Below are 25,542 nucleotides of genomic sequence, written 5' to 3'. Positions count from 1 at the left end.
CGCATGACCGCGATGCTGGAAGTGAAAGGGCTGGAGAAGGTCTACACTCGCGGCAGCCCCCTCAAGCGGAAGGTGAGCTTCCGGCTGACCGCAGACTTTACCGTGGCGGAGCCCGCCATCGTCGGCATGATGGGCCCCAACGGCTCCGGCAAGACGACGCTCTTCGAGTTGATCACCGGCTCCAATACGCCGAGCGCCGGCAGTGTACTGGTCGACGGCCGCGACATCCACAGGGTGCGCACCGACGAACGCGACCGCCTGGCGATCCACTACCACCAGTCCTATCAGGTGCGCCATTTCCGCTCGCTGGTTCCGAACCTGCTGCTGCAGCGCGCGGGCAGCGACTATCCCCTGGTGCACCTCTTCGATGAGCCACAGTTCAACACTCAGGACGGCTATATCGGTTTCATGCTCGATTTCTTCCGCAAGCTGCGCGACCAGAAACGCCTCGTATTCCTCTGCGTCCATCCCAACGAACGCCTGCATCTGGAAATCCTCGAGGAGGCCTGCGACAGCTTCATCTTCGTTCAGCAGGGCAGCGTGACGCCAGTGCCGGACTACCAGGCTCTGCTAAGCCATGCGCCTGTGCGCGGATACCTGGGCGACCTTCTGGGAGGGCGCGCGGCATGAGCGGAGTTCTGCGGAGTGGAGCCTACAGCGCCCCGGTTGACCACGAACGCGTTCGGCTCGACTGGGCGGGTGAAGGCTTCAGCTTCGGCGTGTTCCGCGATCCGCCGGGCCAGGAGTGGAACGACTTCGTGCACGAGAGCGATGAATACGTTCTGGTCGCCGAGGGCGCGATGGAAATCACCGTCGGTGCCGAGCGCTTCAAGGCCGCGCCGGGAGACCTGGTGCGTATTCCGCGCAATACGTCGCATTCCCTGCGGACTCTCTCGGCGTCCGGCAGCGTGTGGCTCTATGGCTACGGCTTTTGGGAGGGCGGTGATGGCTAACATACCGCTCCGTGCCGCCCTGCTGGGGGCGGGTATGATCAGCCTCTATCATCTGCGGGCCTGGCAGGCTGCCGGCGTGCCGGTGGTCGCGGTCTGCGACTCGGACCGCGGCCGGGCGGAAGAGCGCGCGCGCGAATTCGGTATCGAACGGATCTACAGCGATGCTGCGGCGCTCTTCGCCGACGGCGGCTTCGAGCTGGCCGACATCGCCGCCTCGGTCGAGGCGCACGATCCGCTGACCCGCATGGCGGCGGACAATGGCATCCACGTCATGCTGCAGAAGCCGATGACGCGGACGGTGGCCGAGGCGGAGTCTCTGGTCGACTACGTCGGCACGCGGGTACGCTTCATGGTGCACGAGAACTACCGCTTCCGACCGCACTACATGGCGGTGCGTCGGTGGATCGGCGAAGGGCGTATCGGCCGGCCGCGCCACGCGGCGATCGCCGTGCGGGGCTCCGGCCTTTGCCCGCGCCCCGAGGGCGAGCCCTTCCTGTTGGAGCGCCAGCCCTACCTGCGCCAGTTCGACCGCAACCTGGTGTTCGAGACCATGATCCATCACCTGGACGTTCTGCGCCTGCTGGTCGGCCCGCTGCAGGTGGTCGCTGCGCGTCTCAACCACCTTGCCGAAGGGTTGCCGGGCGAAGATACCGCCGCGATTTTGCTCAGGGGCCCCGATGGCTTGATTGCCACCGCCGACGGCTGCATCTGTGCGCCCGGCTATCCGGCGCTGCACGGCGACCGCCTGGAGATCGTCGGCACCAGGGGCACGGTGGTGATGGACTACAACCGCGTTTTCCTGGTCGGCGAAGAGGACGATGCCGTCGAAGTGGATCTGCTGGGCCGCTACCAGGAGTGCTTCGACCATGCCGTCGGTGATTTCGTTGCGGGCGTCCGTGACGGCAGGCCCTTTGAGACCGACCGGCTCGATAACCTGGAAACGCTGCGCCTCATGGAAAGCGTCTATGACGCGGCGGGAGTGGAGGTTTCACCGTGAACAAGCAGGACGCTGGCGCGCCGCTGACGCCTCGGATCGACGTGGCCGCGCTGGATCGCCTCTTCGATCTGGAGGGGCGGCGGGTTTTCATCCCCGGCGGGTACGGCGCAATCGGTGAGGCCGTCGCCTGGGGCTTTGCACGGCGTGGAGCCCGCGTCGCCGTTGCCGGCCCCAAGGGCGACAAGGCCAAGGCCCTCGCCGCGCAGATCACCGCGGCAGGGGGCCAAGCCGTCGGCCTGCCCCTCGATGCCCGGGAACCGGCACAGATTGCAGAGACCGTCGACCTGCTGGCGGTGGATTGGGGCGGCATCGACATCCTGGTGAACTGCGTCGGCATCCAGCGCGAGCAGAGCATCCTGGAGGTGACGGAGGAGGTCTTCGACCAGGTCTACGAAACCAACCTGAAGTCGGCGATGTTCCTGGCCCAGGCGGTGGCCAGGCACCAGATCGCGGCCGGCCAGGGCGGGCGCCATGTGCACATCCTGTCGGTGCGTGCCCAACTGGCGCTGCGCGGGCGCGGTTATTCCGCCTACTGCGCGACCAAAGGCGGGCTGCTGATGCTGGTGAAGCAGCACGCTATGGAGCTGGCGCCCCACAACATCACGGTAAACGGCGTGGCGCCGACCTTCATCCAGTCCGACCGCATCCGTCCCCACCTGGAGCGCGAGCGTTTCCGTGAGTTCATCCTGGAGCGCAATCCGCTGGGGCGCATCGGCGATCCGATCGAGGTCGTGGGCCAGGTGATCGCCTTTGCCAGCCCGGCCGGCAGCTACATGACCGGTCAGACCATCTACATCGATGGCGGCGTTACGGCGAGCCAGTAGCACGGCGAAACGACGAATGACAGAGAGGTGAAATGATGTCCGCCACGACCCCAGCGCTGCTGATCGGCGGGGAGTTCCGCAAGCGCAGCGCGCAAGAGCCGATCGCAGTCGTCAACCCCTGCACGGAAGAGGTGCTGTGGACTGCGCCGGCCGCCGCCGCGCCGGAGGTTGCCGAAACCCTGGAGCACGCACGCGCGGCCTTGCCGAGGTGGTCGGCGGTGCACGGCTGGAACCGCGCCAAGGTCCTGCGTGCCATCGCGCGGGCAATGGAGCGGCGCAAGGTCGATCTGGCGAAAGCACTGTCGCTGGAGATCGGCCGTCCGATCGCGCAGTCGGAAGGCGAGGTTCTGATCGCCATCGAGCAATTCGACTGGTTCGCCGGGGAGGCAGAGCGCCTGTTCGGTGAAACGATCCCGTCGCGCCAAGGCGGGCGCCTTTCAGCGGTACCGGAGCCGGTCGGCATCGTCGCCGCCTTCACGGCGTGGAACTTTCCGATCAATCTGGTGGCGCGCAAGATCGCGCCGGCGCTGGCGGCAGGCTGTCCGATCATCTGCCGGCCCTCCGAGCAGACGCCGCTGACCTCCACGCTGATTGCCGAAGCTTGCGTTGAAGGCGGTGCGCCGTCAGGCGTTGTGCAGATGCTGCATGGGCCGGCAGAGGCGATTACACCCCACCTGATGGAGGCCGACGAGGTGCGCAAGATCTCGCTCACCGGCTCGACGCGGGTCGGCAAGCTGCTGCTGGCCGAGGCCGCCAAGACGGTAAAGCGCACCTCGATGGAACTGGGCGGCCATGCGCCTGTCGTGGTCTGCGAAGACGCCGATGTCGACGCGGCGGCGCAGCAGTGCGCCGCCTTCAAGTTCCGCAACGCCGGTCAGGTTTGCATATCGCCCAACCGCTTCTATGTGCACGAGAGAGTGTCGCAGCGCTTTGTCGACGGCATGGTTTCCGCCGCCGAGGCGCTGGTGCTGGGCGACAGCCAAGACGCAGCCACGACCATGGGGCCGCTGACCTTGGCCGCGCAGCGCGACCGGGTGGAAGCGCTCTGCGCCGAGACGGTGGCCGACGGCGCGCGCTGCCTGACCGGCGGCAGTCGCCCGGCCAATCGCAACAAGGGCTTCTTCTTCGAGCCGACGGTGCTGACCGAAGTGCCCGACGACTCGCGGATCATGCGCGAGGAGCCCTTCGGCCCCCTGGCGCCGATCGTCACATTCCGCGAACTCGACGACGCCATCGAAAGGGCGAACTCGACGCCTTACGGCTTGGCCGCCTACGGCTTCACGGCGAGCCAGTCCAAGGCCGAAGCTCTGAGCCGCGGGCTGCACGCCGGCATGGTCGGCATCAACACCTTCATAATCGCCCACGCCGAGGCGCCCTTCGGCGGGATCGACCATTCTGGCATGGGGCGCGAGGGTGGCAGGCAGGCGATCCACGACTACATGAACGTGAAGCTGACGCATCTCATGCCGGCCTGAGTCACCGAGCGAGGCAATTTGAGATATCCGGGTCAGACGGGAATTTGGCTAAGGGACCTCAGCGGACATGCATGCAAGTGCGGCGGCTCAATCTGAGTTGAGCTGCCGCACCTGATTTACGCCAGGTCGAAGCGGTCCGCGTTCATGACCTTGGTCCAGGCCGCCACGAAGTCCTTCACGAATTTCTCTTTGCTGTCATCCTGGGCATAGACCTCGGCGTAGGACCGCAGGATCGAGTTCGATCCGAAGACGAGATCCATGCGTGTCGCCGTCCACTTGACCTTGTCGGTCTTGCGGTCACGGAGCTCGTAAAGACCGTCGCCGCGTGGCTTCCAGGCATAGCTCATGTCAGTCAGGTTCACGAAGAAGTCGTTCGTCAGGGCGCCTTCGCGGTCGGTGAAGACTCCATGCCTGGTGCCGCCGTGGTTGGTGCCGAGAACCCGCAGGCCGCCGACCAGCACGGTCATTTCCGGCGCGGTCAGCCCCATGAGCTGCGTGCGGTCGAGCATGAGCTCTTCGGGACTGACGACATAGTCCTGCTTCAGCCAGTTGCGGTAGCCGTCGGCCAGCGGCTCCAGCGCGTCGAAGGAGTCGGCGTCCGTCATCTCGTCCGTGGAGTCTCCGCGCCCCGGCGCAAAGGGCACGGTGATGTCGACGCCCGCGGCCTTGGCCGCCTGCTCGATGCCGACATTGCCGGCCAGCACGATGACGTCGGCGACGCTGGCGCCGGTCTCCGCCGCGATCGGCTCCAGCACTGCCAGCACCTTGGCGAGTCGCTGGGGCTCGTTACCCGCCCAGTCCTTCTGCGGGGCGAGGCGGATGCGCGCGCCGTTGGCGCCGCCGCGCATGTCCGAGCCGCGGTAGGTGCGTGCCGAGTCCCAGGCGGTCGCCACCATCTCGCCGATGGAAAGACCGCTCGCCGCGATCTTCGCCTTCACGGCGCCGATGTCGTAATTGCGGGGGCCGGCCGGCACGGGATCCTGCCAGATCAGGTCTTCCGCGGGCACCTCGGGGCCGAAATAGCGCACCTTCGGTCCCATGTCGCGGTGCGTCAGCTTGAACCACGCGCGGGCGAAGGTGTCGGCGAAGTAGGCCGGATCGTCCATGAACTTCCGGCAGATTGCGTTGTAGGTCGGGTCGACCTTCATCGCCATGTCGGCATCGGTCATGATCGGCATGCAGCGGATCGAGGGATCCTCGACGTCGACGGGCATATCTTCTTCCTTGATCGACACCGGCTGCCACTGCCAGGCGCCCGCCGGGCTCTTCTTCAGCTCCCATTCGTGGCCGAACAGCATCTCGAACCAGCCCATGTCCCACTTGGTCGGATGGGCCGTCCAGGCGCCCTCGATGCCGCTGGTGATGGCGTCGCGGCCGCTGCCCTTGCCGGTCGGATTGAGCCAGCCGAAGCCTTGGTTCTCGACGTCCGCGCCCTCGCAGTCGGCGCCCAGCAGTTCGGCATCGCCATTGCCGTGGCACTTGCCGATGGTGTGGCCGCCGGCCGTCAGCGCGGCCGTCTCCTCGTCGTTCATCGCCATGCGCGCGAAGGTCTCGCGCACTTCCAGCGCGGTCTTCTGCGGGTCCGGCTTACCGCCGACGCCTTGCGGATTCACGTAGATGAGGCCCATCTGCACGGCGGCCAGCGGGTTCTCCAGCGATGTCGGATCGTCGTCGCTGTCGTAGCGGCCGCGGCCCAGCCACTCCTTCTCAGAGCCCCAGTAGACGTCTTTCTCGGGGTGCCAGATGTCCTCGCGGCCGAAGCCGAAGCCGAAGGTCTTCAGGCCGGCGTGCTCATAGGCGATGTTGCCGGCCAGGATGATGAGGTCGGCCCAGCTGACCTTGTTGCCGTACTTCTTCTTGATCGGCCACAGCAGGCGGCGCGCCTTGTCCAGGCTGACGTTGTCGGGCCAGGAATTGAGCGGCGCGAAACGCTGGTTGCCGGTGCCGCCGCCGCCGCGGCCGTCGGCCAGCCGGTAGGAGCCGGCGGCGTGCCAGGCCATGCGGATCATCAGGCCTTCGTAATTGCCCCAGTCGGCCGGCCACCAGTCCTGGCTGTCGGTCATCAGCGCGTGGAGATCCTTTTTCAGCGCCGCGACGTCGAGCTTCTTCAATTCCTCACGATAGTTGAAGTCCTTCCCCAGCGGGTCGGTCTTGGTATCGTGCTGGCTCAGGATGTCGAAGTTGAGGGCCTTCGGCCACCATGACATGACGTTGCTGGCGAGCGATGTGATCCCGCCATGCATTACCGGACATTTGGCTTCGACTTTTGCGTCCATGTCGCTCTCCCATAGTGTTTGTGTTGAGTGGACGGCCCCGCTGTCCTAGATGCGACGCTATTTTTAGAACGTTTCCAAGGTAGACGGCAAGTCCTTAGCTGGAATATAGGAAATAAGCCCTAAAACTCAGATCCACGATCGGCCCTGCTGCAAAAGAGGATGCGATGCGGCGGAATAACGGCGCTGCCGTCTGGGTCTGTTAAGGGTGGCGCGTAATGGGGGAGAGAATCCCAGAACCCCGCCTCAGGGGGCGGAAGAAGGAGGATACTCCATGACCATGCCCGATCCTTTCAATCCGGGCCCGCTGCCCGGCGGCGACCGTCATCAGTACTACCGCGACCTGGAGGCCGGAGAGAGCGGAAAGGCTTTCCTTTGGGTGCCGCTCGCGGTCGTCTGCGGCATAGCGGCCTTCGCGATCATCGCCGCCCTCTAGTGTTTCACCCGTTAAGCGGCCAGCTTCTCAAGATGCCATCTTCAAGGCACGCTCTCCGTGCCGCCATTCCAGTGGCGGCCGGAGACCGGCCGACGTACGCCCTGGAACCAAGCCACGCGATCCCCGTTGTCCGAAGCTTGAATTCGCTCAACACACGGAGTGATCCCATGGCCTCTCGAAAACAAGATGATGCTATCGCCCTTCTGAAAGCCGACCACCGCAAGGTCGAAGAGCTGTTCTCCCAGTACGAAAAAGCCAAAGACGGCAGCCGGAAGAAGTCTCTGGCCGAAGAGATCTGCAAGGAACTCTCGATCCATGCGAAGATCGAGGAAGACATATTCTATCCCGCCTGTGAGGGGGCTGTCGAAGAGGACATGCTTTGCGAAGCCCATGTCGAACACGACAGCGCCAAAGTCCTGATCGCGGAGATCGAAAGCGGCGAACCGGCCGACACTTTCTTCGATGCCAAGATCAAGGTGCTCTCGGAGATGATCAAGCACCACGTGAAGGAAGAGGAAAAGCGGGTCGAGGGGCTGTTCAGCCAGGCCCGCAAGGCCGGTCTGGATATGGAGGCCCTCGCGGTGCGCATGACCGAGGAGAAGGAGCGCCTTGCCGCTTCCTATCACGTCGGTGCGCTGCCGACGCCGGAGACGCCGAGCCTGGAAGGGACGCAACTGGCGTGAGGCGACGGCGCAGAACCACCACTTGGGCCAGCGTGGCGCTGGACGCCTGGACGCTCGGCATTGACGCCAAGACGGTCGTCGGACTGCGGAGCTTGAAGCTCGCCGCCGGCGGCCGCGCGGCCAAGGCAGAGAGCCGCCGCATGCTGAGCGAAAAGGCGGCCGCCGCGCAGGCGTGGCAGTGGCTCGCCTTCACCGGTGGCCTCGGCACAAGCGCGCCGGTCGCCGCTTCGAAGACCCTGCGCCACTACGGCCGCAAGGTAAGGGCCAATCGGCGCCGGCTCGAGAAGGGCTAGGCGCCGCGCTTTTATCAGCGGAACCCTTACGGGCGCCCGCGCGTTTTTCGGTCTCTCACTCCTGAAAAATAAGGAACAGGAACATGGGTCGCGGACTCCTCCTTTGGCTTCTCGGCGTGCCTCTGCCGATCATCCTGCTTATCCTGTTGTTCTGGAACTAGCACCGCCGGCGCGGCTTCTCTAGAGCACGCTGTCCTTGGCGGCTATCCAGCTTCGGCCCGGGATCGATTTGAATAACGCCTTGGTATAGTCGTGCTTCGGCGCGGCGAAGACTTCGGCTGTCGCACCGCTCTCCACCACCTCGCCCCGCCGCATCACCATGATGTGGTCGCAAACCTGTGCGGCGACACAGAGGTCGTGGGTGATGAACAGCATGGAGAGGTTGAGGCGGTCGCGGATATCGGCCAGGAGCCGCAGCACCTGGGCTTGCACCGAGACGTCCAAGGCGGACACCGCCTCGTCGGCGATGAGAATCTCCGGATCGAGGGCGAGCGCGCGGGCGACGCCGATGCGCTGTCGCTGGCCGCCGGAGAACTCGTGGGGAAAGCGGTCGGCCGACTTGCGGTCAAGGCCGACGAGATCGAGCAGTTCGTTGACGCGCCGGCAGGCCTCTATCTTCGGGGTGCCGCGCAACAGCATGCCCTCGGCGATGATATGGCCCACCTTGTAGCGGGGGTTCAGCGAGGCGAAGGGATCCTGGAACACCATCTGGATGCGCTTGCGCTCGCTGCGCACCTGGCGGCTGTTGAGTTTCAGGAAGTCGGTGCCGTGCAGCAGGACCTCGCCCTTGTCGGCCTGGATGAGCCGGATGATGAGGCGGGCGAGGGTCGACTTGCCTGAGCCGGACTCGCCGACGATCCCGATGGTTTCGCCGCGCCTGAGCGTCAGGTTTACGTCCTGTACCGCCTTGACCTCACGTTTGCGCCCGCCGAAGAGGCCTCCGCCGGAGCTGAAGGTCTTGCTGAGCCCCACTGCCTGCAGAACCTCCTCGCGCCGGCCGGACACTGAAGGCGCGCGCGGCCTCAGGCTGGGAACCGCAGCGATCAATGCCTTGGTATAGGGCTGCTGCGGCCGGTTCAGGATATCCGCGGCCTTGCCCAGTTCGACCAGGCCGCCGCCCTGCATGACGGCGACGCGGTCGGCGATCTCCGCCACCACGCTGAAATCGTGGGTGATGAAGATGACGCCGGTCTTGTGCTTGCGCTGGATCTCTTTGATGAGCTGAAGGATCTGTGCCTGCGTGGTGACGTCCAGCGCGGTGGTCGGCTCGTCGGCGATGATCACCCGCGGTTCCAGGATCAGCGCCATGGCGATCATCGCGCGCTGGCGCTGCCCGCCGGAAAGCTGGTGCGGAAAGGCCGAGAGGATCGTCTCCGGATCGGGCAGGTGAACGTCGGCGAGAATGGCCAGTACCCGCTGCCGCCGCGCGGCGCGATCCAGTTTCGTGTGGATGCGCAGCACTTCGTCGATCTGCTGACCGATGGTCATCAGCGGGTTCAGCGCGGTCATCGGCTCCTGGAAGATCATGGCGATGCGGCTGCCGCGGATATCGCGCATGTGCGCCGGCGAGGCGGCCAGCAGGTTATTGCCTTCGAAGCGCACTTCGCCGTTGCTGGCGAAGACCATGGGGCCTGGCAGCAGGCCCATGATGGCGCGCGCCATCATCGACTTGCCGGAGCCGGACTCGCCGACGATGCAGAGGATCTCGTCCTCGTGCAGGTCCAGGCTGACGCCGTCGATGGCGAAGAGGCGATCGCCGCCGGTCGGCAGGGAGACCTGAAGGTCGCGGATTTCGAGGACCGGGCTGCGGCTCTTGGAGGTGGCGTTCATGGCGTCTTCCCTCACGCGGCACGCTCCCGCAGGCGCGGGTTCAGCGCGTCGTTGAGGCCTTCGCCCACCAGGTTTATGGCCAGCACCGTCAGCAGGATGGCGATGCCGGGAAACGTGCAGACCCACCAGGCGCTGCGCAGCACCGAGCGGCCGGCGCCGATCATGAAGCCCCAGCTCATCACGTTGGGATCGCCGAGGCCGAGGAAGGCGAGGCCTGACTCGATCAGAATCGCGGTCGCAACCATCAGCGAGCCGGCAACGATGATCGGCGAGAGGCAGTTGGGCAGGATCTGCTGGAAGATGATGCGCCCGTCCGACATGCCCAGCGTGCGCGCCGCCTGCACGAATTCCCGGCTTTTCATGGACAGGAACTCGCCGCGTACCAGGCGCGCGACCGGCGGCCAGGAGACCACGGCGATGGCAATCACAACCGATTGGATCGACGGCGACAGGATGGCCACCAGCAAGATGGCGAAGACGAAGGAGGGAATGGTCTGAAAGATCTCGGTGATGCGCATCAGCAGGTCGTCCACCTTGCCGCCGAAATAGCCGGCGAGGGCGCCCAGCACGGTGCCGAACAGCACGGCGGCCAGCGAGGCGACGAATCCGATCATCAACGAGGTGACGGCGCCGTGGGCGATGGCGGCGGCAACGTCGCGGCCCAGCGTGTCGGTGCCGAAGAGGAAGTCCGGCGAGGGTGGTGACATCGGCTTGCCCGCCAGGCTGAAGGGATCGGCGGGGAACAGCACGGGCGCGAAGAGGGCGAGCAGCAGGACGCCGGCCAGCAGCACCAGGCCGAGGGCCGCGGAGCGGTTGCGCAGGAAGCGGGCGAGGAAGGCAGCCATGGGTTATCTCGTCCTTGCGCGCTCAGCCCACCTCGATCCGCGGATCGAGGAAGGTGTACAGGATGTCGACGAAGAGGTTCACCGCCACCACCAGGCAGGCCGAGACGAAGAAGATGCCGAGCAGCAGGTTGAGGTCGCGCGAGAAGAGCGCATCATAAGCGAGCAGCCCGAGGCCGGGCCAGCCGAAGACCGATTCCACGATGACCGAGCCGCCGAGGAGGCCGCCCATCTGCACGCCGGCGACGGTGACGACGGGCAGCAGGGCGTTGCGCAGGATGTGGCGGTAGGTGATGGCGCGCTCGGTGAGGCCCTTGGCGCGCGCGGTGGTGACGTAATCCATGCCGGCCTGCTCCAGGATCGAGGCGCGCATGAGGCGCGTATAGGCGGCCAGGTAGAAGAGCGAGAGGGTGGTGGCCGGCAGGATGAGGTGCACGGCGATGTCGAGCACGCGGTCCCAGCCCTCGTAGAAGGCGCCGATGGATTCCATGCCGCTGGCCGGCAGCAGGTCCAGCTTGATGGAGAAGACCACGACGAACATGAGGCCGATCCAGAACAGTGGGGTCGCGTAGGACACCAGCGCGAAGACCGAGATCAGGTTGTCGCGCCAGGTGTTGAGCCCGCGGGCTGCGAGGATGCCGAGCAAGGCCCCGAAGCCGACGGCGATGACGAGCGTGGTGATCATCAGCAGCAGGGTCGGGCCGAGGCGCATGAGGATCAGCTCGGAGACCTGCATTTCCTGGCGGAAGGAGTAGCCGAGATCGAGCGACAGGATGTTGGTGACGTAGCGGACCAGCTGCACGTGGACCGGCTGATCGAGGCCGAAGCGCTCGCGCAGCTGGGCGATGTATTCCGGTGTTGCCGAACCGGCTTCGCCGGCCAGCACGTCCACCGCGTCGCCCTCGGCAAGCTGCAGCAGCAGGAAGTTCATGACGACGATCGCCAGGACCACCGGGATCGCCTGGACGATGCGGCGCAGGATGTAGCGCAGGCGCTTCAAGGGCGGACCTCCAGCGAATTCACGAAGAAGCGTGCGGCCGTCCGGTCACCACCGGACGGCCGCGCCGCTCAGGACAGCCCAAGACTACTTGGCGAGCCAGGCCTTGTCGAAGGAGGCGTAGACGCCGAGCGGGCTTACCACGGCATCCTTCAACTCGTCGCGATAGACGGTGATGAAGTCCATCTCGACCAGGGGAATCACCGGGACCTCTTCGGCCAGCAGCTTCTGCAGCTTGGCGTAGGTCACCGAGCGTTTCTTCGGATCGGGCTCGGTGGCGGCGGAGTCCATCAGCGCGTCGGCCTCCGGATTGCTGTACTGCGCACCGTTCACGAAGACCGTGCCCTTGCGGATCTCGCGGGTGAGATACTGGCGATGCACGCCGATCACCGGATCCGAGAGCTGATAGAAGAAGTTCAGGTTCAGCTCGAAGGCATAGTCGGTGTAGGTTCGCTTCAGCCAGGTTGGCACGTCCTCGTAGCGGATGGTCACCTTGATGCCCAGTTCCGCCAGTGCCTGCTTAATGTACTCGCCGATGCGCTGCCACGACTCGCCGTAGGGCAGTACATCCAGCGTCATCTCCAGACGGGTGCCGTCGCCGTCGCGCTTCAGGCCCGCTTCGTCCAGCAGGGCGTTGGCCTTGTCCAATCGGTCGGCGACGCCGTAGTCGCGAACGTCGCTGGAGTAGAGGCCGACGGAATCGAAAGCCGAGACCACGGCACCGACCGCCGGCTTGCCGTAGCCGAAGAAGATATTGTCGATGATGAACTGGCGGTCGATGGCGTAGGAGATCGCCTGGCGCACTTCCTTCTTGTCGAAGGGCGCCACCGTGGTGTTGACCTCCAAGAGCGTCAGCGGGTTGATCATGGTGTAGCCCTCGGTGGTGACCGAGATACCGTCCATGTCGTCCAGCCGCTGGGCATCGACGTTGGGAATGGCGTTGAAGGCGGCGAACTGCACCTCGCCCTTCTCGATGGCGGCAGTACGGGTACTGGCATCGGGAATGAAGCGGGCGACCACGCGGTCCAGGTGCGGCAGGCCTTCCTTCCAGTAGTTCTCGTTCTTGTCGAGGCGGACGTATTGCCCCTTCTTCCACTCGACGAACTTGAAGGGGCCGGTACCGATCGGCTTGTTGGCCGTCGGGTTGTCGCGGAAGTCGGTTCCCTCGAAGGATTCCTTGGAGAGGATCGGCGTCTCGTAGCCGGAAAGGCCGCGGATCAGGTAAGGCGCCGGATTGCTCAGGTGGAAGACGACGGTGTAGTCGTCCGGCGTCTCGATGCTCTCCAACTCCTTGAAGGTGTTGGCGCCGCGCGGGTGGACTTCCTTCAGCACCGTGCCGATGGAGAACGCAACGTCGGCGCTGTTGAAGGGTGTGCCGTCATGGAAGGTGACGCCTTCCTGCAGCTTGAAGGTAATGGTCTTGCCGTCCTCGCTGATGTCCCAGGACTTGGCGAGGCCGGGCTGCGGCTGCAGGTCGAAGTCGTATTCCAGCAGGCCTTCATAGACCTTGGTCGTGACCTGGCCGATGGGGCCCGAGGTGGAGAGATAGGACGCGAGCGTGGGGGGTTCCGGCTGGACCAACATGATCAAGGTGCCGCCATCCTCGGCGGCCTGGCCCCCCGCGGTCGACCACAGCAGCGCTGCGGCGGCCGCACAGAGATTCCTGGCGAAGCGTTTCAACGTGGTGCCTCCTGTTCTTATGCGATTTGTACGGACGTAATCCCTTCTCCCTCCGGGCTCTCTTGGTGGCCCGGATTGACGATGACTGGAAAGCGCGGCGGGCAGGCGGCCTCGAAGGCGCTCGCGGCGCGCAGAACGGCGGCGTCCTGGTGCATCGGCCCGACGATCTGCAGGCCGACGGGCAGGCCGTCCGAAGTGAACCCGCAAGGCACCGAGGCGGCCGGCTGCTGGGTCAGGTTGAAGGGATAGCTGAAGGCCGCCCACTCGGTCCAGCGACGGTAGCCGCCGCCGGCCGGGAACTCCAGCCCCGCGTCGAAGGCGGGCAGGGGCAGCGTCGGCGTGATCAGCAGGTCGTAGGTCTCGTGGAAGCGGCGCATCGTGCGGCCCAGCGCGGCGCGGCGGTCGACCGCCTGCATATAGTCGAGCAGGCTGAAGCCGCGCGCTTCCGCGATGATCTCCTGCAGCCCCGGGTCGAGGTCGCCGATTTGCCGCGGCGTCAGGTCGCGGGTGCGGTTGAGCGCGCCGGAGAACCAGTGCTTGTGAAAGATGTCGAGCGGGCAGTCGAAGCCGGGGTCAACCTCCTCGACGCTGGCACCCAGCGCCTCGAAGAGTTTCGCGGCTTTGGCGACGACGGAAGCGACCTCCGGGTCGACCTTCACGTAGCCGAGATCGGGGCTGTAGGCGACGCGCAGGCCCTTGATGCCGCAGCCAAGGCCGTGCAGGTAGTCGATACCGTCGCCCGGCAGGGCGAACCAGTCGCGGACATCGGGTTTGGCCAGCACGTTCAGCATGGCCGCGCAGTCGGCGATGCTGCGCGCCATCGGCCCGACATGGGCGACGGTGCCGAAGGCGCTGGCCGGATAGGCGGGCACGCGCCCGAAGCTGGGCTTCAGGCCGGCGATGCCGGTGAAGCCGGCGGGAATGCGGATCGAGCCGCCGCCGTCGGTGCCGATGTGCAGCGTGCCCATGCCGAGCGCCGCGGCGGCCGCCGCGCCGCCGCTGCTGCCGCCCGGCGTCCGTTCGGTGTTCCAGGGGTTGCGCGTGACGCCGAAGGCGGGGCCATCGGTGACGGCCTTCCAGCCGATCTCCGGCGAGTGGGTGGTGCCGATGAGGATCGCGCCGGCTTCCTTGAGGCGCGCCACCGCCGGCGAGTCCTCGTCGGCCGGCGCGGTCAGCCTCATCACCTTGCTGCCCATGCCGGCGCTTTCGCCCTTCATGAGCAGCAGGTCTTTCACGGTCGTCGGCACACCGTCGAGCGGCCCCACCGGCGCGCCCGCCTGCCAGCGCCGCGCGGAGGCTTCCGCCGCGGCCAGGGCGCCCGCGCGGTCGACCCTCGCGAAGGCGTTCACCGCCGCGTCGACGGCGTCGATGCGCGCCAGCACCGCCTCGATCACGTCCTTCGGCGACAGCGATCGTTGTTTGTATCCGTCCAAAAGTTCGGCGACGGAAAGATAAGTGAGTTGCCCCCGGGTGGAAGTCGACTGCATCGACGCCCCTTCTGCTGATTGCCCGAACCCCTTCGGGCAATGGCCCTCATGCCGACCCCCGCGTCCCTTGTAGTGTCGGGAATGCTTCGGGGAGTGTGGTGAGATTGGTGTCGAGTTTACAGCCGGCCCTTTGCATGGAATAATATTTTTAATGAGGTAACTTAATCGGAAAAACAGATGAATGTGCCGGCCAACGTCTCCCTGCGCCAGCTGCGCTACGTGGTGACCGCCGCGCGGCTGCGCAGCATCGCCAAGGCGGCACAGCACCTCAGCATTTCGCAGTCTTCCATTGCCGCGGCCATCAACAACTTCGAGGAAGAGTTCAACGTCACCATATTCGTTCGTCAGCAGGCAAAAGGATTGGTGCTGACGACGGTGGGCTCGCAGGTGCTGGGCCGCATAGGGCGTTTCCTGTCGGAGGCGGACAATTTCGTGCAGGACCTCTCCGGGCTCGGCGAAAACCTGGAGGGCGCCGTGAACGTCGGCTGCTTCGCGCCGGTGTCGCCGCACTTCCTACCGCCGATCATCCGCGACATGACCCGTAAGCACTCGGACGTTTCCGTGCATATCCACGAAGGCGACCTGCGCAGCGTGCAGGATCACCTGCGCGACGGCGTGGCGGACATCATTCTCACCTACGACCTGGGACTCGACAGCGCCTTCGAGGCCGAGCCGCTGCGCGAGGCGCCGCCGCATGTCATCCTGGCGGCCAACGATCCTCTGGCGCAGCAGGAGGTGGTTCACCTGAAGGATCTCGCTGGACGTCCGATGATCCTGCTCGACCTGCCGGAATCGCGCACCTACTTCGAGCTGATGTTCGAGGCGGCGGGGACGCAGCCGAGGATCGTCCACCGCACGCGCACCTACGAACTGGTGCGCGGCCTGGTGGCGACCGGGCTGGGCTTCAGCATTCTTAATGTGCGTCCGCTGATCGACAGCACCTATACCGGCCGCCGCATCGCCTGCCGCAGACTGGCCGGCGCGGTCCGCACGCCCAGGTTCGTGATCGCACGTCGCGCACACGACTATCCGAGCCCGCTGATGGAGGCCTTCTCCGCAGCCTGCCGGGCCTTCTTTCACTCAGACCGGGCGCTGCGTCATATCGTGACTTAGAAGAGGTTGGGAAAAGGCCGCTATCGCGCGACGCGGTAGAGGCGCTTGTACTCGCCGGGGTTCTCGTTGATCGAGCGGGTGGCGTCGAGGAAGACGCGCAGCTCCTCCGGCGTCATCGCCGCGGTTTCCAGTTCGACACTTTCGCGGCGCACCGGGATGCATTGCGCGATCGGCGTGCCTGCCGGCAGGGTGCCGACGAAATCCGGGTCGGTCCATACCGCCGGGATGTGGGTGAAGACGTCGTGGTAGCGGTCGTTGTCGACCAGCCCGGTGATGGTGCGGTAGGGCAGGTCGAGGCGGTTCAGCGGATGGGTGTAGAGGATCGACCAGCCGTCCTCCGGCTCGGCGGCCCAGAGGTTGCGGAACTTCACCGGAATCCAGCCGGGCCGAAACAGCGGCGAGCCCTCGACCTGCTCGGCGACATGGAAATGGATCGGCGAGCGCGGCACGTGCGGCGGCAGGTCCGCCGGCAGACCTTCCCAATGCCATTCGAAGCGCCCCCGGTCGACGTGCAGGTCGCAGGCCAGCGGCAGCATGTAGCCGTGGGTCATGGCGTCGATCACCGGCGGGCAGCCCTTCACCGTCTTCACCTCTTCCTCGAAGTCGGTGGCCCAGGCGGTCAGCGGCATGGTCTTCAGCCAGTCCGGGGTGGCGCGCTTGGCCGGCCGCGGCTTCGGCAGGTAGGGCTCGAGCTCGGGAAAGCAGCGGAAGGTGATCTTCATTCGGTTTTGTTCCCGATATTTTCGGCGTTGCTCGCGGCGGCCGGCGGCGCGTCGCCCAGCAACTGGCGTTTCAGTTCGCGGGTGTCGAGCCAGAAGCGGCCGTTCGGCTGGTCGACGATGGCGAACAGCACGGTCTTGTAGAGCTTGGGATTGTGCCGCACCGCCTGACGGTAGTGGTCCAGGGCGTCCTCGGCGCGGCCTTCGCGCTGCAGGCAGATCGCCAGTTCCAGGTGGGCCCAGGCGTAGTCCGGCTTGATGGCCAGCGCGCGGCGGTAGCGCGCCTCGGCCCCGGCGGCATCGCTCAGGCCGCGGCGGATGTTGCCGATGCGGATCTCGGCCTCGGCGAAACCCGGAAATACCCTGAGGGCCTCCTCCAGCAGCACCTGCGCCTCGCCGGGGCGGCCCTCCCGCAGCAGCGCCACGGCGCGGTTGCGCAGCACGGCGGCCTGCTTGATCTGCGCCGGCGGGCCGGCAGGCGTGGGACCGGCGGGGGTGGGGCCGGCGGGTTGCTGGGAAGAGGCGGGTTTCATGGCTGCGACCCTAGTCCCGCCGCTGCGGCAGGGCAATGGGCTGAGCCTCCTAGAAGTCCCACAGCGCCAGCCAGGCGAAGGCGAGAGCCAGGGTCACCGCCGTCATCGGCACGCCCGCGCGCAGGTGATCCAGGAAGGAAACCCTGACGCCTTCACGCTTGGCCCGCTCGGCCACGATGAGGTTGGCCAGGCTGCCGATCAGCAGCAGGTTGCCGGCGAAGGTCGACAGCAGGGCGAGGCTGTAGAGCGCGGCCGGGCTAAGCCCCGGCAGTGCCGAGAGCAGCAGGATCACCAGCGGAACGTTGCCGACGGTGTTGCTGCCGGCCAGCGCCACGGCGCCCAGCAGTGCCGGGTCCTCCAGGCTGAAACCGCCGGCCTGCAGCAGGGCAATGGCTTGCGCATTCAGGCTGCTGCCGCTGAGCGCCCCGGTTACCACGAAGAGGCCGCCGAACAGCACCAGCAGGTGCCAGTCGACCGAGGCCAGCATTTCGCGCGTCGACAGGCGCCGGCTGATCAGCAGCACGCCGGCGATCAGCAGGGTGCTCTGCCAGCGCGGCAGGTCGGTCATGTAGAGCCCCAGCAGGGTCAGCGTCGCGAGGATGCCCTTCACGAGCACGGCCTTGTCGAGGGCGATGCCGGGGGGAGCGAAAACGGGGCCAGCGGCGGTGGTGTCGTGGTGCAGCGCGCGGCGCCAGGTAACGAGGACCACCAGGTAGACGGCGGCAAGGCCGGCCAGCGAGATCGGCGCAGCGAAGAACAGGTAATGCCAGAAGTCGAGGTTGCCGTGCTCGCCGATCAGAATGTTCTGCGGGTTGCCGACCAGTGTCGCCGCCGAGCCGACGTTGGCGGCACCGGCGTGGGCGAAAAGATAGGGCCGCGGGTCGCGCCCCGCTTTCACGAGGCCCTGGCACAGCACCGGGGCCATGGCGAAGACGACGATGTCGTTGGCGAGCAGGCTGGAGAGCCCGCCGGTGACGGCGACCACCAGGGCCAGCACCGCGGCGGGCGAGGCCGCTGCGGCGGCGAGACGGGCGGCGCACCACTCGTAGAGGCCCGAGGCGGCGAACTGCGCCGAGAGCACCATCAGGCCGAACAGCACGGCCAGGGTGCCGGTATCGATGGCCGCCGCCGAGGCGCCGGTCTTTTCGTCGAAGAACAGCAGCACGATGGCGCCGCAGAGCGCGATCCCGGTGCGGTCCAGCGCCAGCGCCGGCCAGCGCCCCAGCGCCATACCCAGGTAGACGCCGGTGAAGACGGCGAGCACGAGAATTTCGTGGAAATCCATGGCGGCGGGCGGGCCTTTCTCCGGCGCGACTCGAAGCGGACGGCTTGTCTCTCACTCTCTTGATGGTTGCCGCCGTTCGGTCAAGCCCCTATGAGAGGGTCAGCGCCTTTCACGAGAATCGGCGGCAGCGGGGGGACTTCTCAGGATGCAGCTTCGCCATCTTCGCTTTTTCGTGGCGCTGGGCCGGGAAAAGCACTTCGGCCGCGCCGCCGAGGCCTGCCACGTGACGCAGTCGACCTTGTCTGCGGCGGTGCGCCAGCTGGAGGAGGAGATCGGCGCGCCGCTGATCGAGCGCGACAAGCGCTTCAAAGGATTTACCGCCGAGGGCAAGGTGCTGCTCGACTGGGCGACCCGCGTGGTTGCCGGGCGGGCGGTGCTGGACCAACAGATCGGGCTGCTGCGCGGCGAGCTCACCGGCGAGCTGGCGCTGGGCGTCATCCCCTCCGCTCTGCCGACCATCGGCCTGCTCACCACACCCTTCAGCGAGGCACACCCGAAGGTGACGCTGCAGATCCACTCGCGCACCTCCGACGAGATCCAGCGGACCCTGGACGCCTTCGATTTCGATGTCGGTATCACCTACCTGGGCGCCGAGCCGCTGCACGGGGTCACGACCTACCCGCTGTATGAGGAGCGCTATATCCTGTTGACGCCGACGCGCGGACCCTTTCGCGGCCGCAGCTCTGTGACCTGGACCGAAGCGGCGGAGACCCCGCTCTGCCTGCTGACCCCGGACATGCAGAACCGCCGGCTCATCAACTCGGTCTTCGCCAGCGTCGGGCGGACGCCCAACGTTCATGCCGAGAGCAATTCGCTGATGACGCTCTGCTCGCACATCCGCACCGGCTTTTGGTCCAGCGTGCTGCCGTACAACCTGCTGTGGCTGTTCGGTACGCCCAAGGGCATGCTGGCCCTGCCGCTGGTGGAGCCGGAGCGCAGCTTCACCGTGGGCATGGTGGTGCGTCAGCAGAAGCCGCAGCCCCCGCTGGTCGAGGCCTTCGTGAAATCAGTGCGCGAAAGCGACCTGGAGCGCCAGATCAAGCCGCGCGGGGCCTCCAACGGTTAATCGATAAACTCGATTATGAATTCAATAAAACTCGTTTGAAGTCGATTTCATTGGCGGCGATCATAGCCGACAAGAAAAACAACTTCATGCGAGAGAGCAATGCCCTGGGATCCCGATCTCGTTCGTGAGATCGCCGACGCGCTTAAGCACGAACCCGGCGCCCTGATGCCGATCCTCCATGCGCTGAACGAGCGCTTCGGCTTTGTGGACGAGCGGGCGGTGCCGCTGCTGGCCGACACGCTGAACCTGTCGCGCGCCGAGGTGCACGGCGTGGTCTCCTTCTACCACGACTTCCGCAAGGCCCCGGCTGGCGCGGTGGTGGTGAAGATCTGCCGCGCCGAGGCCTGCCAGTCCATGGGCGCGCTCAGCCTCATCGAGCGGTTCTGCGCGCGCCACGGCATCTCCCTGGGCGACACCTCATTGGCCGGCGTCACCGTCGAGCCGGTGTACTGCCTCGGCAATTGCGCCTGCGCGCCGGCCGCCATGGTCAACGGGCGCCTGCACGGCCGCCTCGATGCCGACAGGCTCGGCCGCCTGGTCGCGCAGGCGCAAGAAGCTGCGGAGCGGCAGTCATGAGCATCACGATCTACGTGCCCGCCGATTCCGCCGCCCAGTCCGTCGGCGCGGAGGAAACCGCCGCCGCGATCGTCAAGGAAGCCGAGGCGCGCGGCTTGGATATCCAGCTCATCCGCAACGGCTCACGCGGTCTGTTCTGGCTGGAGCCGCTGGTCGAAGTGATGACCTCCGCCGGCCGCGTCGCCTACGGTCCGGTCATGGCTGACGACGTGCCAGGCATGATGGGCGCCCTCAGCGTCGCCGGCGACCATACGCTCTGCCTCGGGCCCACCGAAGACATCCCCTACCTGAAGAACCAGGAGCGCCTGACCTTCGCGCGCATCGGCATCACCGATCCGCTCGACCTCGCCGACTACGAGGCTCACGGCGGCCTCGCCGGTCTGCGCAAGGCCCTCATCATGGACCCGGCGGTCATCTGCGAGGAGGTCACTGAGTCCGGCCTGCGCGGGCGCGGCGGCGCAGGCTTTCCCGCCGGAATCAAGTGGAAGACGGTGCACGATCAGCCGGGCCCGCAGAAGTACGTCTGCTGCAACGCCGACGAGGGCGACAGCGGCACCTTCGCCGACCGCATGGTGATGGAGAGCGATCCCTTCATGCTCATCGAGGGTATGATCATTGCCGGGCTCGCCAGCGGCGCCACCGAGGGTTACGTCTACATCCGCTCCGAATATCCGCGCGCGGTGTCGCAGATGGAAGCCGCCGCGAAGGTGCTGGAGCGGGCAGGCTGGCTGGGCGACAGCGTCGGCGGCTCCGGCCGCGTTTTCCGCCTGCACGTCCGCAAAGGCGCCGGCGCCTACATCTGCGGCGAGGAATCCTCCATGCTGGAAAGCCTGGAGGGCAAGCGCGGCACGGTACGCGCCAAGCCGCCGATCGCCGCCATCGCCGGCCTTTTCGGCAAGCCCACGGTCATCAACAACGTGCTGACGCTCGCCTCGGTGCCGGTCATCCTCGCCAAGGGTGCCGCTTTCTACCGCAACTTCGGCATGGGCCGCTCGCGCGGCACCCAGCCGTTCCAGCTGGCCGGGAACATCCGGCAGGGCGGCCTGGTCGAGAAGGCTTTCGGCGTCACCCTGCGCGAGTTGATCGTGGACTTCGGCGGCGGCACCGCCTCGGGACGGCCGTTCCGCACCGCGCAGCTCGGTGGCCCCTTGGGCGCTTACGTTACGGAAGACATGCTCGACCTGCCGGCCGACTACGAGGGCCTGGCCGAGGCCGGCGCCATGCTGGGCCACGGCGGCATCGTGGTGTTCGACGAAACCGTCGACATGGCCGAGATGGCGCGCTTCGCCTTCGAGTTCTGTGAGATCGAGAGCTGCGGCAAGTGCACGCCCTGCCGCATCGGTGCCATCCGCGGCAAGGAGACCGTGGAGAGGGTGCTGCGCGGCGAGGATGTCGCGCGGAACATCGCGCTGATCGACGATCTCTGCGAACTGATGCGCGACGGCTCGCTTTGCGCCATGGGCGGCCTCACCCCAATGCCCGTGCTTTCCGCCATCCGTCTCTTCCCGGAAGATTTCGACCGCGCACCGCGGCTCGCGGCCGAGTGAGGTAAAGATCATGACCCTGCATCCCGAGACCGACTACGGCACCCCGGCGCGTGAAGGCGCCGATATTACCCTCACCATCGATGGCGTTGCAGTGACGGTGCCCGAAGGCACCTCCGTCATGCGCGCCGCCGCCATGGTCGAGCGAGAAGTACCCAAGCTCTGTGCCACCGACAGCCTGGAGTCCTGGGGCTCCTGCCGCATGTGCCTGGTGGAGATCGAGGGCGTGCGCGGCACGCCGTCATCCTGCACCACACCGGCGCGCGCGGGCATGAAGGTGACCACGAACTCGCCGCGCATCGAAAAACTGCGCCGCGGCATCATGGAGCTCTACATCTCCGATCATCCGCTGGACTGCCTGACCTGCGCGGCCAATGGCGACTGCGAGCTGCAGGACACCGCCGGCGCCGTCGGCCTGCGCGAAGTACGCTACGGCATGAAGGGCGAGAACCACTTCGACGCGGACCACAAGGCCGCCGTCGACGTCTCCAACCCCTACTTCCAGTACGATCCTTCGAAGTGCATCGTCTGCTCGCGCTGCGTGCGCGCCTGCGAGGAGACGCAAGGGACCTTCGCCCTGACCATCGAGGGCAGGGGCTTCGAGAGCCGCGTTTCGCCCGGCGCCGGCACGGACGACTTCTTCTCCTCGGACTGCGTATCCTGCGGCGCCTGCGTACAGGCTTGCCCGACGGCCACCCTGGTGGAGAAGTCGGTGGTCGAGCACGGCACGCCGACCCGCTCGGTGCTGACCACCTGCGCCTACTGCGGCGTCGGCTGCTCCTTCAAGGCCGAGTTGCAGGGCGATACCGTGGTGCGCATGACGCCGTGGAAGGACGGCGGCGCCAACGAGGGCCACTCCTGCGTGAAGGGCCGCTTCGCCTGGGGCTACGCCACCCACAAGGATCGCAAATTGTCGCCGATGGTGCGCGACAGGATCACCGATCCCTGGCGCGAGGTCTCCTGGGACGAGGCGATCGGGTTCGCCGCCGCGCGCTTCAAGACGATCCAGGACAAGTACGGCAAGGACTCGATCGGCGGCATCACTTCCTCGCGCTGCACGAACGAAGAGGTCTACGTTGTGCAGAAGATGATCCGCGCCGCCTTCGGCAACAATAACGTGGACACCTGCGCGCGGGTCTGCCACTCGCCGACCGGCTACGGCCTGAAGCAGACCTTCGGCACCTCGGCCGGTACCCAGAACTTCAAGTCGGTGGAGAAGGCGGACGTCGTCCTGCTGGTCGGCGCCAATCCCACCGACGCGCACCCGGTCTTTGCGTCGCGCATGAAAAAGCGGCTGCGCCAGGGCGCCGAGATCATTGTCGTCGATCCGCGGCGCATCGACCTGGTGCGCACGCCGCACATCAAGGCGGCGCAGCACATCCAGCTCAGACCCGGCACCAACGTCGCGGTGATGAATGCGCTGGCCCATGTCATCGTCACCGAAGGCCTGGTGAACGAAGACTTCGTGGCCGAGCGCTGCGAGACGGCTGAGTTCGAGCGCTGGCGCGCCTTCGTTGCCGAGGATCGCAATTCGCCCGAATCTCTGGCCGAGAACATTGGGGTCCCGGCGGAGCTGCTGCGCCAGGCGGCGCGGCTCTATGCGACCGGCGGCAACGCGGCGATCTACTACGGCCTCGGCGTCACCGAGCATTCCCAGGGCTCGACCATGGTCATGGCCATGGCCAACCTCGCCATGGCGACCGGCAACATCGGCCGCGAGGGCGTCGGCGTGAACCCGCTGCGCGGCCAGAACAACGTGCAGGGCTCCTGCGACATGGGCAGCTTTCCGCACGAGTTCCCCGGCTACCGCCACGTCAGCGAGGTGGCGACCCGTGAACTCTTCGAGGGCGCCTGGGGCGTGCCGCTGCTGGACGAGCCGGGACTGCGCATCACCAACATGCTGGCCGCCGCGGTCGATGAGACCTTCAAGGGCATCTTCATCCAGGGCGAGGACATCGCCCAGTCGGATCCGAACACGCAGCACGTCCAGGCCGGCCTGGAGGCGATGGAATGCGTCGTCGTCCAGGACCTGTTCCTGAACGAGACGGCGGCCTTCGCCCATGTCTTCCTGCCCGGCACCTCCTTCCTGGAGAAGGACGGCACCTTCACCAACGCCGAGCGCCGCATCAACCGCGTCCGCCCGGTGATGGAGGAGAAAAACGGCATGTCCGAGTGGGAGGCGGTCTGCCGCCTCGCCGCCGCCATGGGCTACCCCATGCACTACAACTCGGCCGGCGAGATCATGGACGAGATCGCCCGCCTGACGCCGTCCTTCAGCGGTGTCAGCCACAAGCGCCTCGACGAGGCGGGCTCGCTGCAGTGGCCGGTGAACGACCAGTTCCCGAACGGCGCGCCGATCATGCATGTCGGCGGCTTCGTGCGCGGCAAGGGCCGCTTCATGCTGACCGAGTACGTGCCGACGGAGGAGCGCGCCTCGCGCTACTACCCGCTGATCCTCACCACGGGCCGCATCCTCAGCCAGTACAACGTCGGCGCCCAGACCCGCCGCACGAAAAACTCGCGCTGGCACGACAAGGACATCCTGGAAGTCCATCCCTTCGACGCCCAGGAGCGCGGCATCGCCGACGGCGACATGGTGACCATTGCCAGCCGCGTCGGCGCCACCACCCTGGTGGCCGAAGTTTCCGAGCGCATGCCCCAGGGCGTGGTCTACACCACCTTTCACCACCCCTTGAGCGGTGCCAACGTCATCACCACGGAGAACTCCGACTGGGCGACCAACTGCCCCGAATACAAGGTGACCGCTGTACAGGTGACGCGGTCCAACCAGCCCTCGGACTGGCAGGAGCGCTATCACCGCATGGTGGTGGAGAACTACCGCGTCGCCCCCGCGGCGGAGTGAGGCGTTCGATGACCATGGAAATCCGCCGCCTCACCGGAGCGCCGCTGCCTGTCTCGCCGGCCGTACGCGGGTCGATGGTGTCGCGCGGCGACTCCCGGGCCCCTCAACGACCTGCAGTCTGGCGCGTGCCGGAGGAGACGCCGCTGGCCATCCTGCTGAACGGCGAGTCCTTCGCCGTGATGATGGGGACGCCAGCGGACCTAGAGGACTTCGCCGTGGGCTTCGCGCTGACCGAGGGCATCATCGACGATCTCGCCCAGCTGACCAGCCTGCGCATCGCCGAGGCGGCCGACGGCTTCGTCCTGAACCTGCGTCTCGATCCGGCCCGCGTCGCGGCGGTGGCCGATCGCCGGCGCAGCCTGCCGGGGCGGGCCGGCTGCGGCGTCTGCGGTGCGCAGACCATCGCCGCCGCGCTGCCGCGTCCGCCAAAGGTCGCGGGCGCGTATCCCGCCGTGGCGGCGCTAGAAGCCGCCTATGCGGCCCTGCCGGAATTTCAGGCGATGAAGGCGGAGAATCGCTCCACCCACTCGGCCGCTTTCTGCGACCTCACCGGCGCCATCCGCCTGCTGCGCGAGGATATCGGCCGCCACAACGCCCTCGACAAGCTGGGCGGCGCCTTGGCGCGGGCGGGTCGCGATGCCGGCGGCGGCTTCATCCTGCTGTCCAGCCGCATCTCCGTTGAACTGGTCCAGAAGGCGGCCGTGCTGCGCGTGCCTTTCCTCGCCGCCGTCTCGGCGCCCTCGGCGCTGGCGCTGCGCCTGGCGAGCGATGCCGGCATGGGCCTGGCGGGCCTGGCCGGCGACGACATCATGCTCTTCGAAACCGCCTCGATCCGGGAGACTGCGGCATGAATGCCCACGAACTCGTCCGCATGGCCAACCAGATCGCGGACTACTACCAGGCCTACCCGCAGGACGAAGCGGTGGCCGGGATCGCCGCCCATATCCGCAGTTTCTGGGACCCGCGCATGCGTGCCGGCCTGGAAGGCTACATCGCCGGCGGCGGCGAGGGCGTGAAACCCCTGGTGCTGGCCGCGATGAAGCGGATGGAGCAGGCGGCCTAGCCTGCCCGCT

General features: G+C 66.6%; 24 protein-coding genes. 15 read left to right on the top strand and 9 right to left on the bottom strand.

Annotation, left to right across the window (positions count from 1 at the left end):
• Positions 1-3: 3 nt before the first annotated feature.
• The 5 genes from WDC82_RS15280 to WDC82_RS15260 are packed head-to-tail and all read left to right on the top strand — an operon-like array spanning position 4 to position 4,249.
• The gene (locus tag WDC82_RS15280; RefSeq protein WP_340118214.1) at positions 4-630 is read left to right on the top strand and encodes an ATP-binding cassette domain-containing protein; all 627 of its coding nucleotides are present in this window, start codon (positions 4-6) and stop codon (positions 628-630) included.
• Positions 627-953 (top strand): cupin domain-containing protein, encoded by a 327-nt coding sequence (locus WDC82_RS15275; RefSeq protein ID WP_340118213.1) that lies wholly within the window; start codon positions 627-629, stop codon positions 951-953. Before WDC82_RS15280 ends, WDC82_RS15275 begins: the two co-directional genes overlap by 4 nt.
• Entirely contained in the window at positions 946-1,950 is a 1,005-nt protein-coding gene (locus WDC82_RS15270; protein WP_340118212.1) for a Gfo/Idh/MocA family oxidoreductase, read from the top strand. The genes WDC82_RS15275 and WDC82_RS15270 overlap by 8 nt, the downstream gene beginning before the upstream one ends.
• On the top strand, positions 1,947-2,774 hold the full coding sequence (locus WDC82_RS15265; protein ID WP_340118211.1) for an SDR family NAD(P)-dependent oxidoreductase: 828 nt from the start codon (positions 1,947-1,949) through the stop codon (positions 2,772-2,774). The genes WDC82_RS15270 and WDC82_RS15265 overlap by 4 nt, the downstream gene beginning before the upstream one ends.
• 35 nt (positions 2,775-2,809) lie before the next feature.
• Positions 2,810-4,249, top strand: a complete 1,440-nt coding sequence (locus tag WDC82_RS15260) for an NAD-dependent succinate-semialdehyde dehydrogenase (RefSeq protein WP_340118210.1) — start codon at positions 2,810-2,812, stop codon at positions 4,247-4,249.
• Between the two features lie 116 nt (positions 4,250-4,365).
• Here the strand turns inward: WDC82_RS15260 and katG are convergent, their stop codons facing one another.
• Positions 4,366-6,525 (bottom strand): catalase/peroxidase HPI, encoded by a 2,160-nt coding sequence (gene katG, locus WDC82_RS15255; protein WP_340118209.1) that lies wholly within the window; start codon positions 6,523-6,525, stop codon positions 4,366-4,368.
• 271 nt (positions 6,526-6,796) lie between these two features.
• Between katG and WDC82_RS15250 the strand changes: the two genes are divergently transcribed.
• The 3 genes from WDC82_RS15250 to WDC82_RS15240 all read left to right on the top strand — a co-directional run bounded on the left by WDC82_RS15250 (position 6,797) and on the right by WDC82_RS15240 (position 7,934).
• Positions 6,797-6,958 carry a hypothetical protein gene (locus WDC82_RS15250; RefSeq protein ID WP_340118208.1) on the top strand — a complete coding sequence of 54 codons (162 nt, stop codon included), beginning with the start codon at positions 6,797-6,799 and terminating at the stop codon, positions 6,956-6,958.
• A 167-nt stretch (positions 6,959-7,125) separates the two neighbouring features.
• Entirely contained in the window at positions 7,126-7,641 is a 516-nt protein-coding gene (locus tag WDC82_RS15245; protein ID WP_340118207.1) for a hemerythrin domain-containing protein, read from the top strand.
• Positions 7,638-7,934 carry a hypothetical protein gene (locus WDC82_RS15240; protein ID WP_340118206.1) on the top strand — a complete coding sequence of 99 codons (297 nt, stop codon included), beginning with the start codon at positions 7,638-7,640 and terminating at the stop codon, positions 7,932-7,934. The genes WDC82_RS15245 and WDC82_RS15240 overlap by 4 nt, the downstream gene beginning before the upstream one ends.
• Before the next feature lie 180 nt (positions 7,935-8,114).
• Here WDC82_RS15240 and WDC82_RS15235 read toward each other — a convergent pair whose 3' ends face one another.
• The 5 genes from WDC82_RS15235 to WDC82_RS15215 all read right to left on the bottom strand — a co-directional run bounded on the left by WDC82_RS15235 (position 8,115) and on the right by WDC82_RS15215 (position 14,770).
• Complete coding sequence (locus tag WDC82_RS15235; RefSeq protein ID WP_340118205.1) at positions 8,115-9,764, bottom strand: ABC transporter ATP-binding protein; 1,650 nt, start codon at positions 9,762-9,764, stop codon at positions 8,115-8,117.
• Between the two features lie 11 nt (positions 9,765-9,775).
• Positions 9,776-10,609 carry an ABC transporter permease gene (locus WDC82_RS15230; protein WP_340118204.1) on the bottom strand — a complete coding sequence of 278 codons (834 nt, stop codon included), beginning with the start codon at positions 10,607-10,609 and terminating at the stop codon, positions 9,776-9,778.
• Between the two features lie 22 nt (positions 10,610-10,631).
• The gene (locus tag WDC82_RS15225; RefSeq protein ID WP_340118203.1) at positions 10,632-11,606 is read right to left on the bottom strand and encodes an ABC transporter permease; all 975 of its coding nucleotides are present in this window, start codon (positions 11,604-11,606) and stop codon (positions 10,632-10,634) included.
• 84 nt (positions 11,607-11,690) lie between these two features.
• Positions 11,691-13,283 (bottom strand): ABC transporter substrate-binding protein, encoded by a 1,593-nt coding sequence (locus tag WDC82_RS15220; protein WP_340118202.1) that lies wholly within the window; start codon positions 13,281-13,283, stop codon positions 11,691-11,693.
• 17 nt (positions 13,284-13,300) lie between these two features.
• The gene (locus tag WDC82_RS15215) at positions 13,301-14,770 is read right to left on the bottom strand and encodes an amidase (protein WP_340118201.1); all 1,470 of its coding nucleotides are present in this window, start codon (positions 14,768-14,770) and stop codon (positions 13,301-13,303) included.
• A gap of 177 nt (positions 14,771-14,947) precedes the next feature.
• Here WDC82_RS15215 and WDC82_RS15210 point away from each other — a divergent pair, with 177 nt between their 5' ends.
• A complete protein-coding gene (locus WDC82_RS15210) occupies positions 14,948-15,883 on the top strand; it encodes a LysR family transcriptional regulator (protein WP_340118200.1) in 936 nt (311 codons plus the stop codon).
• Positions 15,884-15,903: 20 nt separating this feature from the next.
• On the opposite strand, the gene WDC82_RS15205 is transcribed toward WDC82_RS15210, so the two are convergent.
• From WDC82_RS15205 to WDC82_RS15195, 3 genes are read right to left on the bottom strand one after another with little or no spacing between them, the layout of a single operon-like run.
• Positions 15,904-16,605, bottom strand: coding sequence for a hypothetical protein (locus tag WDC82_RS15205; protein WP_340118199.1), 702 nt, complete (start codon positions 16,603-16,605; stop codon positions 15,904-15,906).
• Positions 16,602-17,135 carry a tetratricopeptide repeat protein gene (locus WDC82_RS15200; protein ID WP_340118198.1) on the bottom strand — a complete coding sequence of 178 codons (534 nt, stop codon included), beginning with the start codon at positions 17,133-17,135 and terminating at the stop codon, positions 16,602-16,604. Before WDC82_RS15200 ends, WDC82_RS15205 begins: the two co-directional genes overlap by 4 nt.
• A 49-nt stretch (positions 17,136-17,184) precedes the next feature.
• Positions 17,185-18,420: an SLC13 family permease gene (locus WDC82_RS15195; protein WP_340118197.1), complete on the bottom strand. Its 1,236-nt coding sequence runs from the start codon at positions 18,418-18,420 to the stop codon at positions 17,185-17,187.
• 145 nt (positions 18,421-18,565) lie between these two features.
• Here WDC82_RS15195 and WDC82_RS15190 point away from each other — a divergent pair, with 145 nt between their 5' ends.
• The 6 genes from WDC82_RS15190 (at position 18,566) to WDC82_RS15165 (ending at position 25,532) form a co-directional block, all read left to right on the top strand.
• Positions 18,566-19,486, top strand: a complete 921-nt coding sequence (locus tag WDC82_RS15190; protein ID WP_340118196.1) for a LysR family transcriptional regulator — start codon at positions 18,566-18,568, stop codon at positions 19,484-19,486.
• Positions 19,487-19,585: 99 nt separating this feature from the next.
• The gene (locus tag WDC82_RS15185; protein ID WP_340118195.1) at positions 19,586-20,062 is read left to right on the top strand and encodes a formate dehydrogenase subunit gamma; all 477 of its coding nucleotides are present in this window, start codon (positions 19,586-19,588) and stop codon (positions 20,060-20,062) included.
• Positions 20,059-21,609 carry an NADH-ubiquinone oxidoreductase-F iron-sulfur binding region domain-containing protein gene (locus tag WDC82_RS15180; protein ID WP_340118194.1) on the top strand — a complete coding sequence of 517 codons (1,551 nt, stop codon included), beginning with the start codon at positions 20,059-20,061 and terminating at the stop codon, positions 21,607-21,609. Before WDC82_RS15185 ends, WDC82_RS15180 begins: the two co-directional genes overlap by 4 nt.
• A gap of 10 nt (positions 21,610-21,619) precedes the next feature.
• Positions 21,620-24,469, top strand: a complete 2,850-nt coding sequence (gene fdhF / locus WDC82_RS15175; protein WP_340118193.1) for a formate dehydrogenase subunit alpha — start codon at positions 21,620-21,622, stop codon at positions 24,467-24,469.
• Between the two features lie 8 nt (positions 24,470-24,477).
• A complete protein-coding gene (fdhD, locus tag WDC82_RS15170) occupies positions 24,478-25,320 on the top strand; it encodes a formate dehydrogenase accessory sulfurtransferase FdhD (protein WP_340118192.1) in 843 nt (280 codons plus the stop codon).
• Positions 25,317-25,532 carry a formate dehydrogenase subunit delta gene (locus tag WDC82_RS15165; RefSeq protein WP_340118191.1) on the top strand — a complete coding sequence of 72 codons (216 nt, stop codon included), beginning with the start codon at positions 25,317-25,319 and terminating at the stop codon, positions 25,530-25,532. The genes fdhD and WDC82_RS15165 overlap by 4 nt, the downstream gene beginning before the upstream one ends.
• Positions 25,533-25,542: the final 10 nt, after the last annotated feature.

Origin of the sequence: Pelagibius sp. 7325 (assembly GCF_037652055.1) — a bacterium.
Lineage (GTDB): Bacteria > Pseudomonadota > Alphaproteobacteria > Kiloniellales > Kiloniellaceae > Pelagibius.
This window is presented reverse-complemented; position numbering and strand designations above follow the sequence as displayed.

What these genes read in the sequence shown, in the direction of transcription:
- WDC82_RS15280 (WP_340118214.1), top strand. Translation starts at nt 4, where the DNA reads ATGACCGCGATGCTGGAAGTGAAAGGGCTGGAGAAGGTCTACACTCGC.
- WDC82_RS15275 (WP_340118213.1), top strand. Translation starts at nt 627, where the DNA reads ATGAGCGGAGTTCTGCGGAGTGGAGCCTACAGCGCCCCGGTTGACCAC.
- WDC82_RS15270 (WP_340118212.1), top strand. Translation starts at nt 946, where the DNA reads ATGGCTAACATACCGCTCCGTGCCGCCCTGCTGGGGGCGGGTATGATC.
- WDC82_RS15260 (WP_340118210.1), top strand. Translation starts at nt 2,810, where the DNA reads ATGTCCGCCACGACCCCAGCGCTGCTGATCGGCGGGGAGTTCCGCAAG.
- katG (WP_340118209.1), bottom strand. Translation starts at nt 6,525, where the DNA reads ATGGACGCAAAAGTCGAAGCCAAATGTCCGGTAATGCATGGCGGGATC.
- WDC82_RS15250 (WP_340118208.1), top strand. Translation starts at nt 6,797, where the DNA reads ATGACCATGCCCGATCCTTTCAATCCGGGCCCGCTGCCCGGCGGCGAC.
- WDC82_RS15245 (WP_340118207.1), top strand. Translation starts at nt 7,126, where the DNA reads ATGGCCTCTCGAAAACAAGATGATGCTATCGCCCTTCTGAAAGCCGAC.
- WDC82_RS15235 (WP_340118205.1), bottom strand. Translation starts at nt 9,764, where the DNA reads ATGAACGCCACCTCCAAGAGCCGCAGCCCGGTCCTCGAAATCCGCGAC.
- WDC82_RS15230 (WP_340118204.1), bottom strand. Translation starts at nt 10,609, where the DNA reads ATGGCTGCCTTCCTCGCCCGCTTCCTGCGCAACCGCTCCGCGGCCCTC.
- WDC82_RS15215 (WP_340118201.1), bottom strand. Translation starts at nt 14,770, where the DNA reads ATGCAGTCGACTTCCACCCGGGGGCAACTCACTTATCTTTCCGTCGCC.
- WDC82_RS15210 (WP_340118200.1), top strand. Translation starts at nt 14,948, where the DNA reads ATGAATGTGCCGGCCAACGTCTCCCTGCGCCAGCTGCGCTACGTGGTG.
- WDC82_RS15205 (WP_340118199.1), bottom strand. Translation starts at nt 16,605, where the DNA reads ATGAAGATCACCTTCCGCTGCTTTCCCGAGCTCGAGCCCTACCTGCCG.
- WDC82_RS15200 (WP_340118198.1), bottom strand. Translation starts at nt 17,135, where the DNA reads ATGAAACCCGCCTCTTCCCAGCAACCCGCCGGCCCCACCCCCGCCGGT.
- WDC82_RS15195 (WP_340118197.1), bottom strand. Translation starts at nt 18,420, where the DNA reads ATGGATTTCCACGAAATTCTCGTGCTCGCCGTCTTCACCGGCGTCTAC.
- WDC82_RS15190 (WP_340118196.1), top strand. Translation starts at nt 18,566, where the DNA reads ATGCAGCTTCGCCATCTTCGCTTTTTCGTGGCGCTGGGCCGGGAAAAG.
- WDC82_RS15185 (WP_340118195.1), top strand. Translation starts at nt 19,586, where the DNA reads ATGCCCTGGGATCCCGATCTCGTTCGTGAGATCGCCGACGCGCTTAAG.
- WDC82_RS15180 (WP_340118194.1), top strand. Translation starts at nt 20,059, where the DNA reads ATGAGCATCACGATCTACGTGCCCGCCGATTCCGCCGCCCAGTCCGTC.
- fdhF (WP_340118193.1), top strand. Translation starts at nt 21,620, where the DNA reads ATGACCCTGCATCCCGAGACCGACTACGGCACCCCGGCGCGTGAAGGC.
- fdhD (WP_340118192.1), top strand. Translation starts at nt 24,478, where the DNA reads ATGACCATGGAAATCCGCCGCCTCACCGGAGCGCCGCTGCCTGTCTCG.
- WDC82_RS15165 (WP_340118191.1), top strand. Translation starts at nt 25,317, where the DNA reads ATGAATGCCCACGAACTCGTCCGCATGGCCAACCAGATCGCGGACTAC.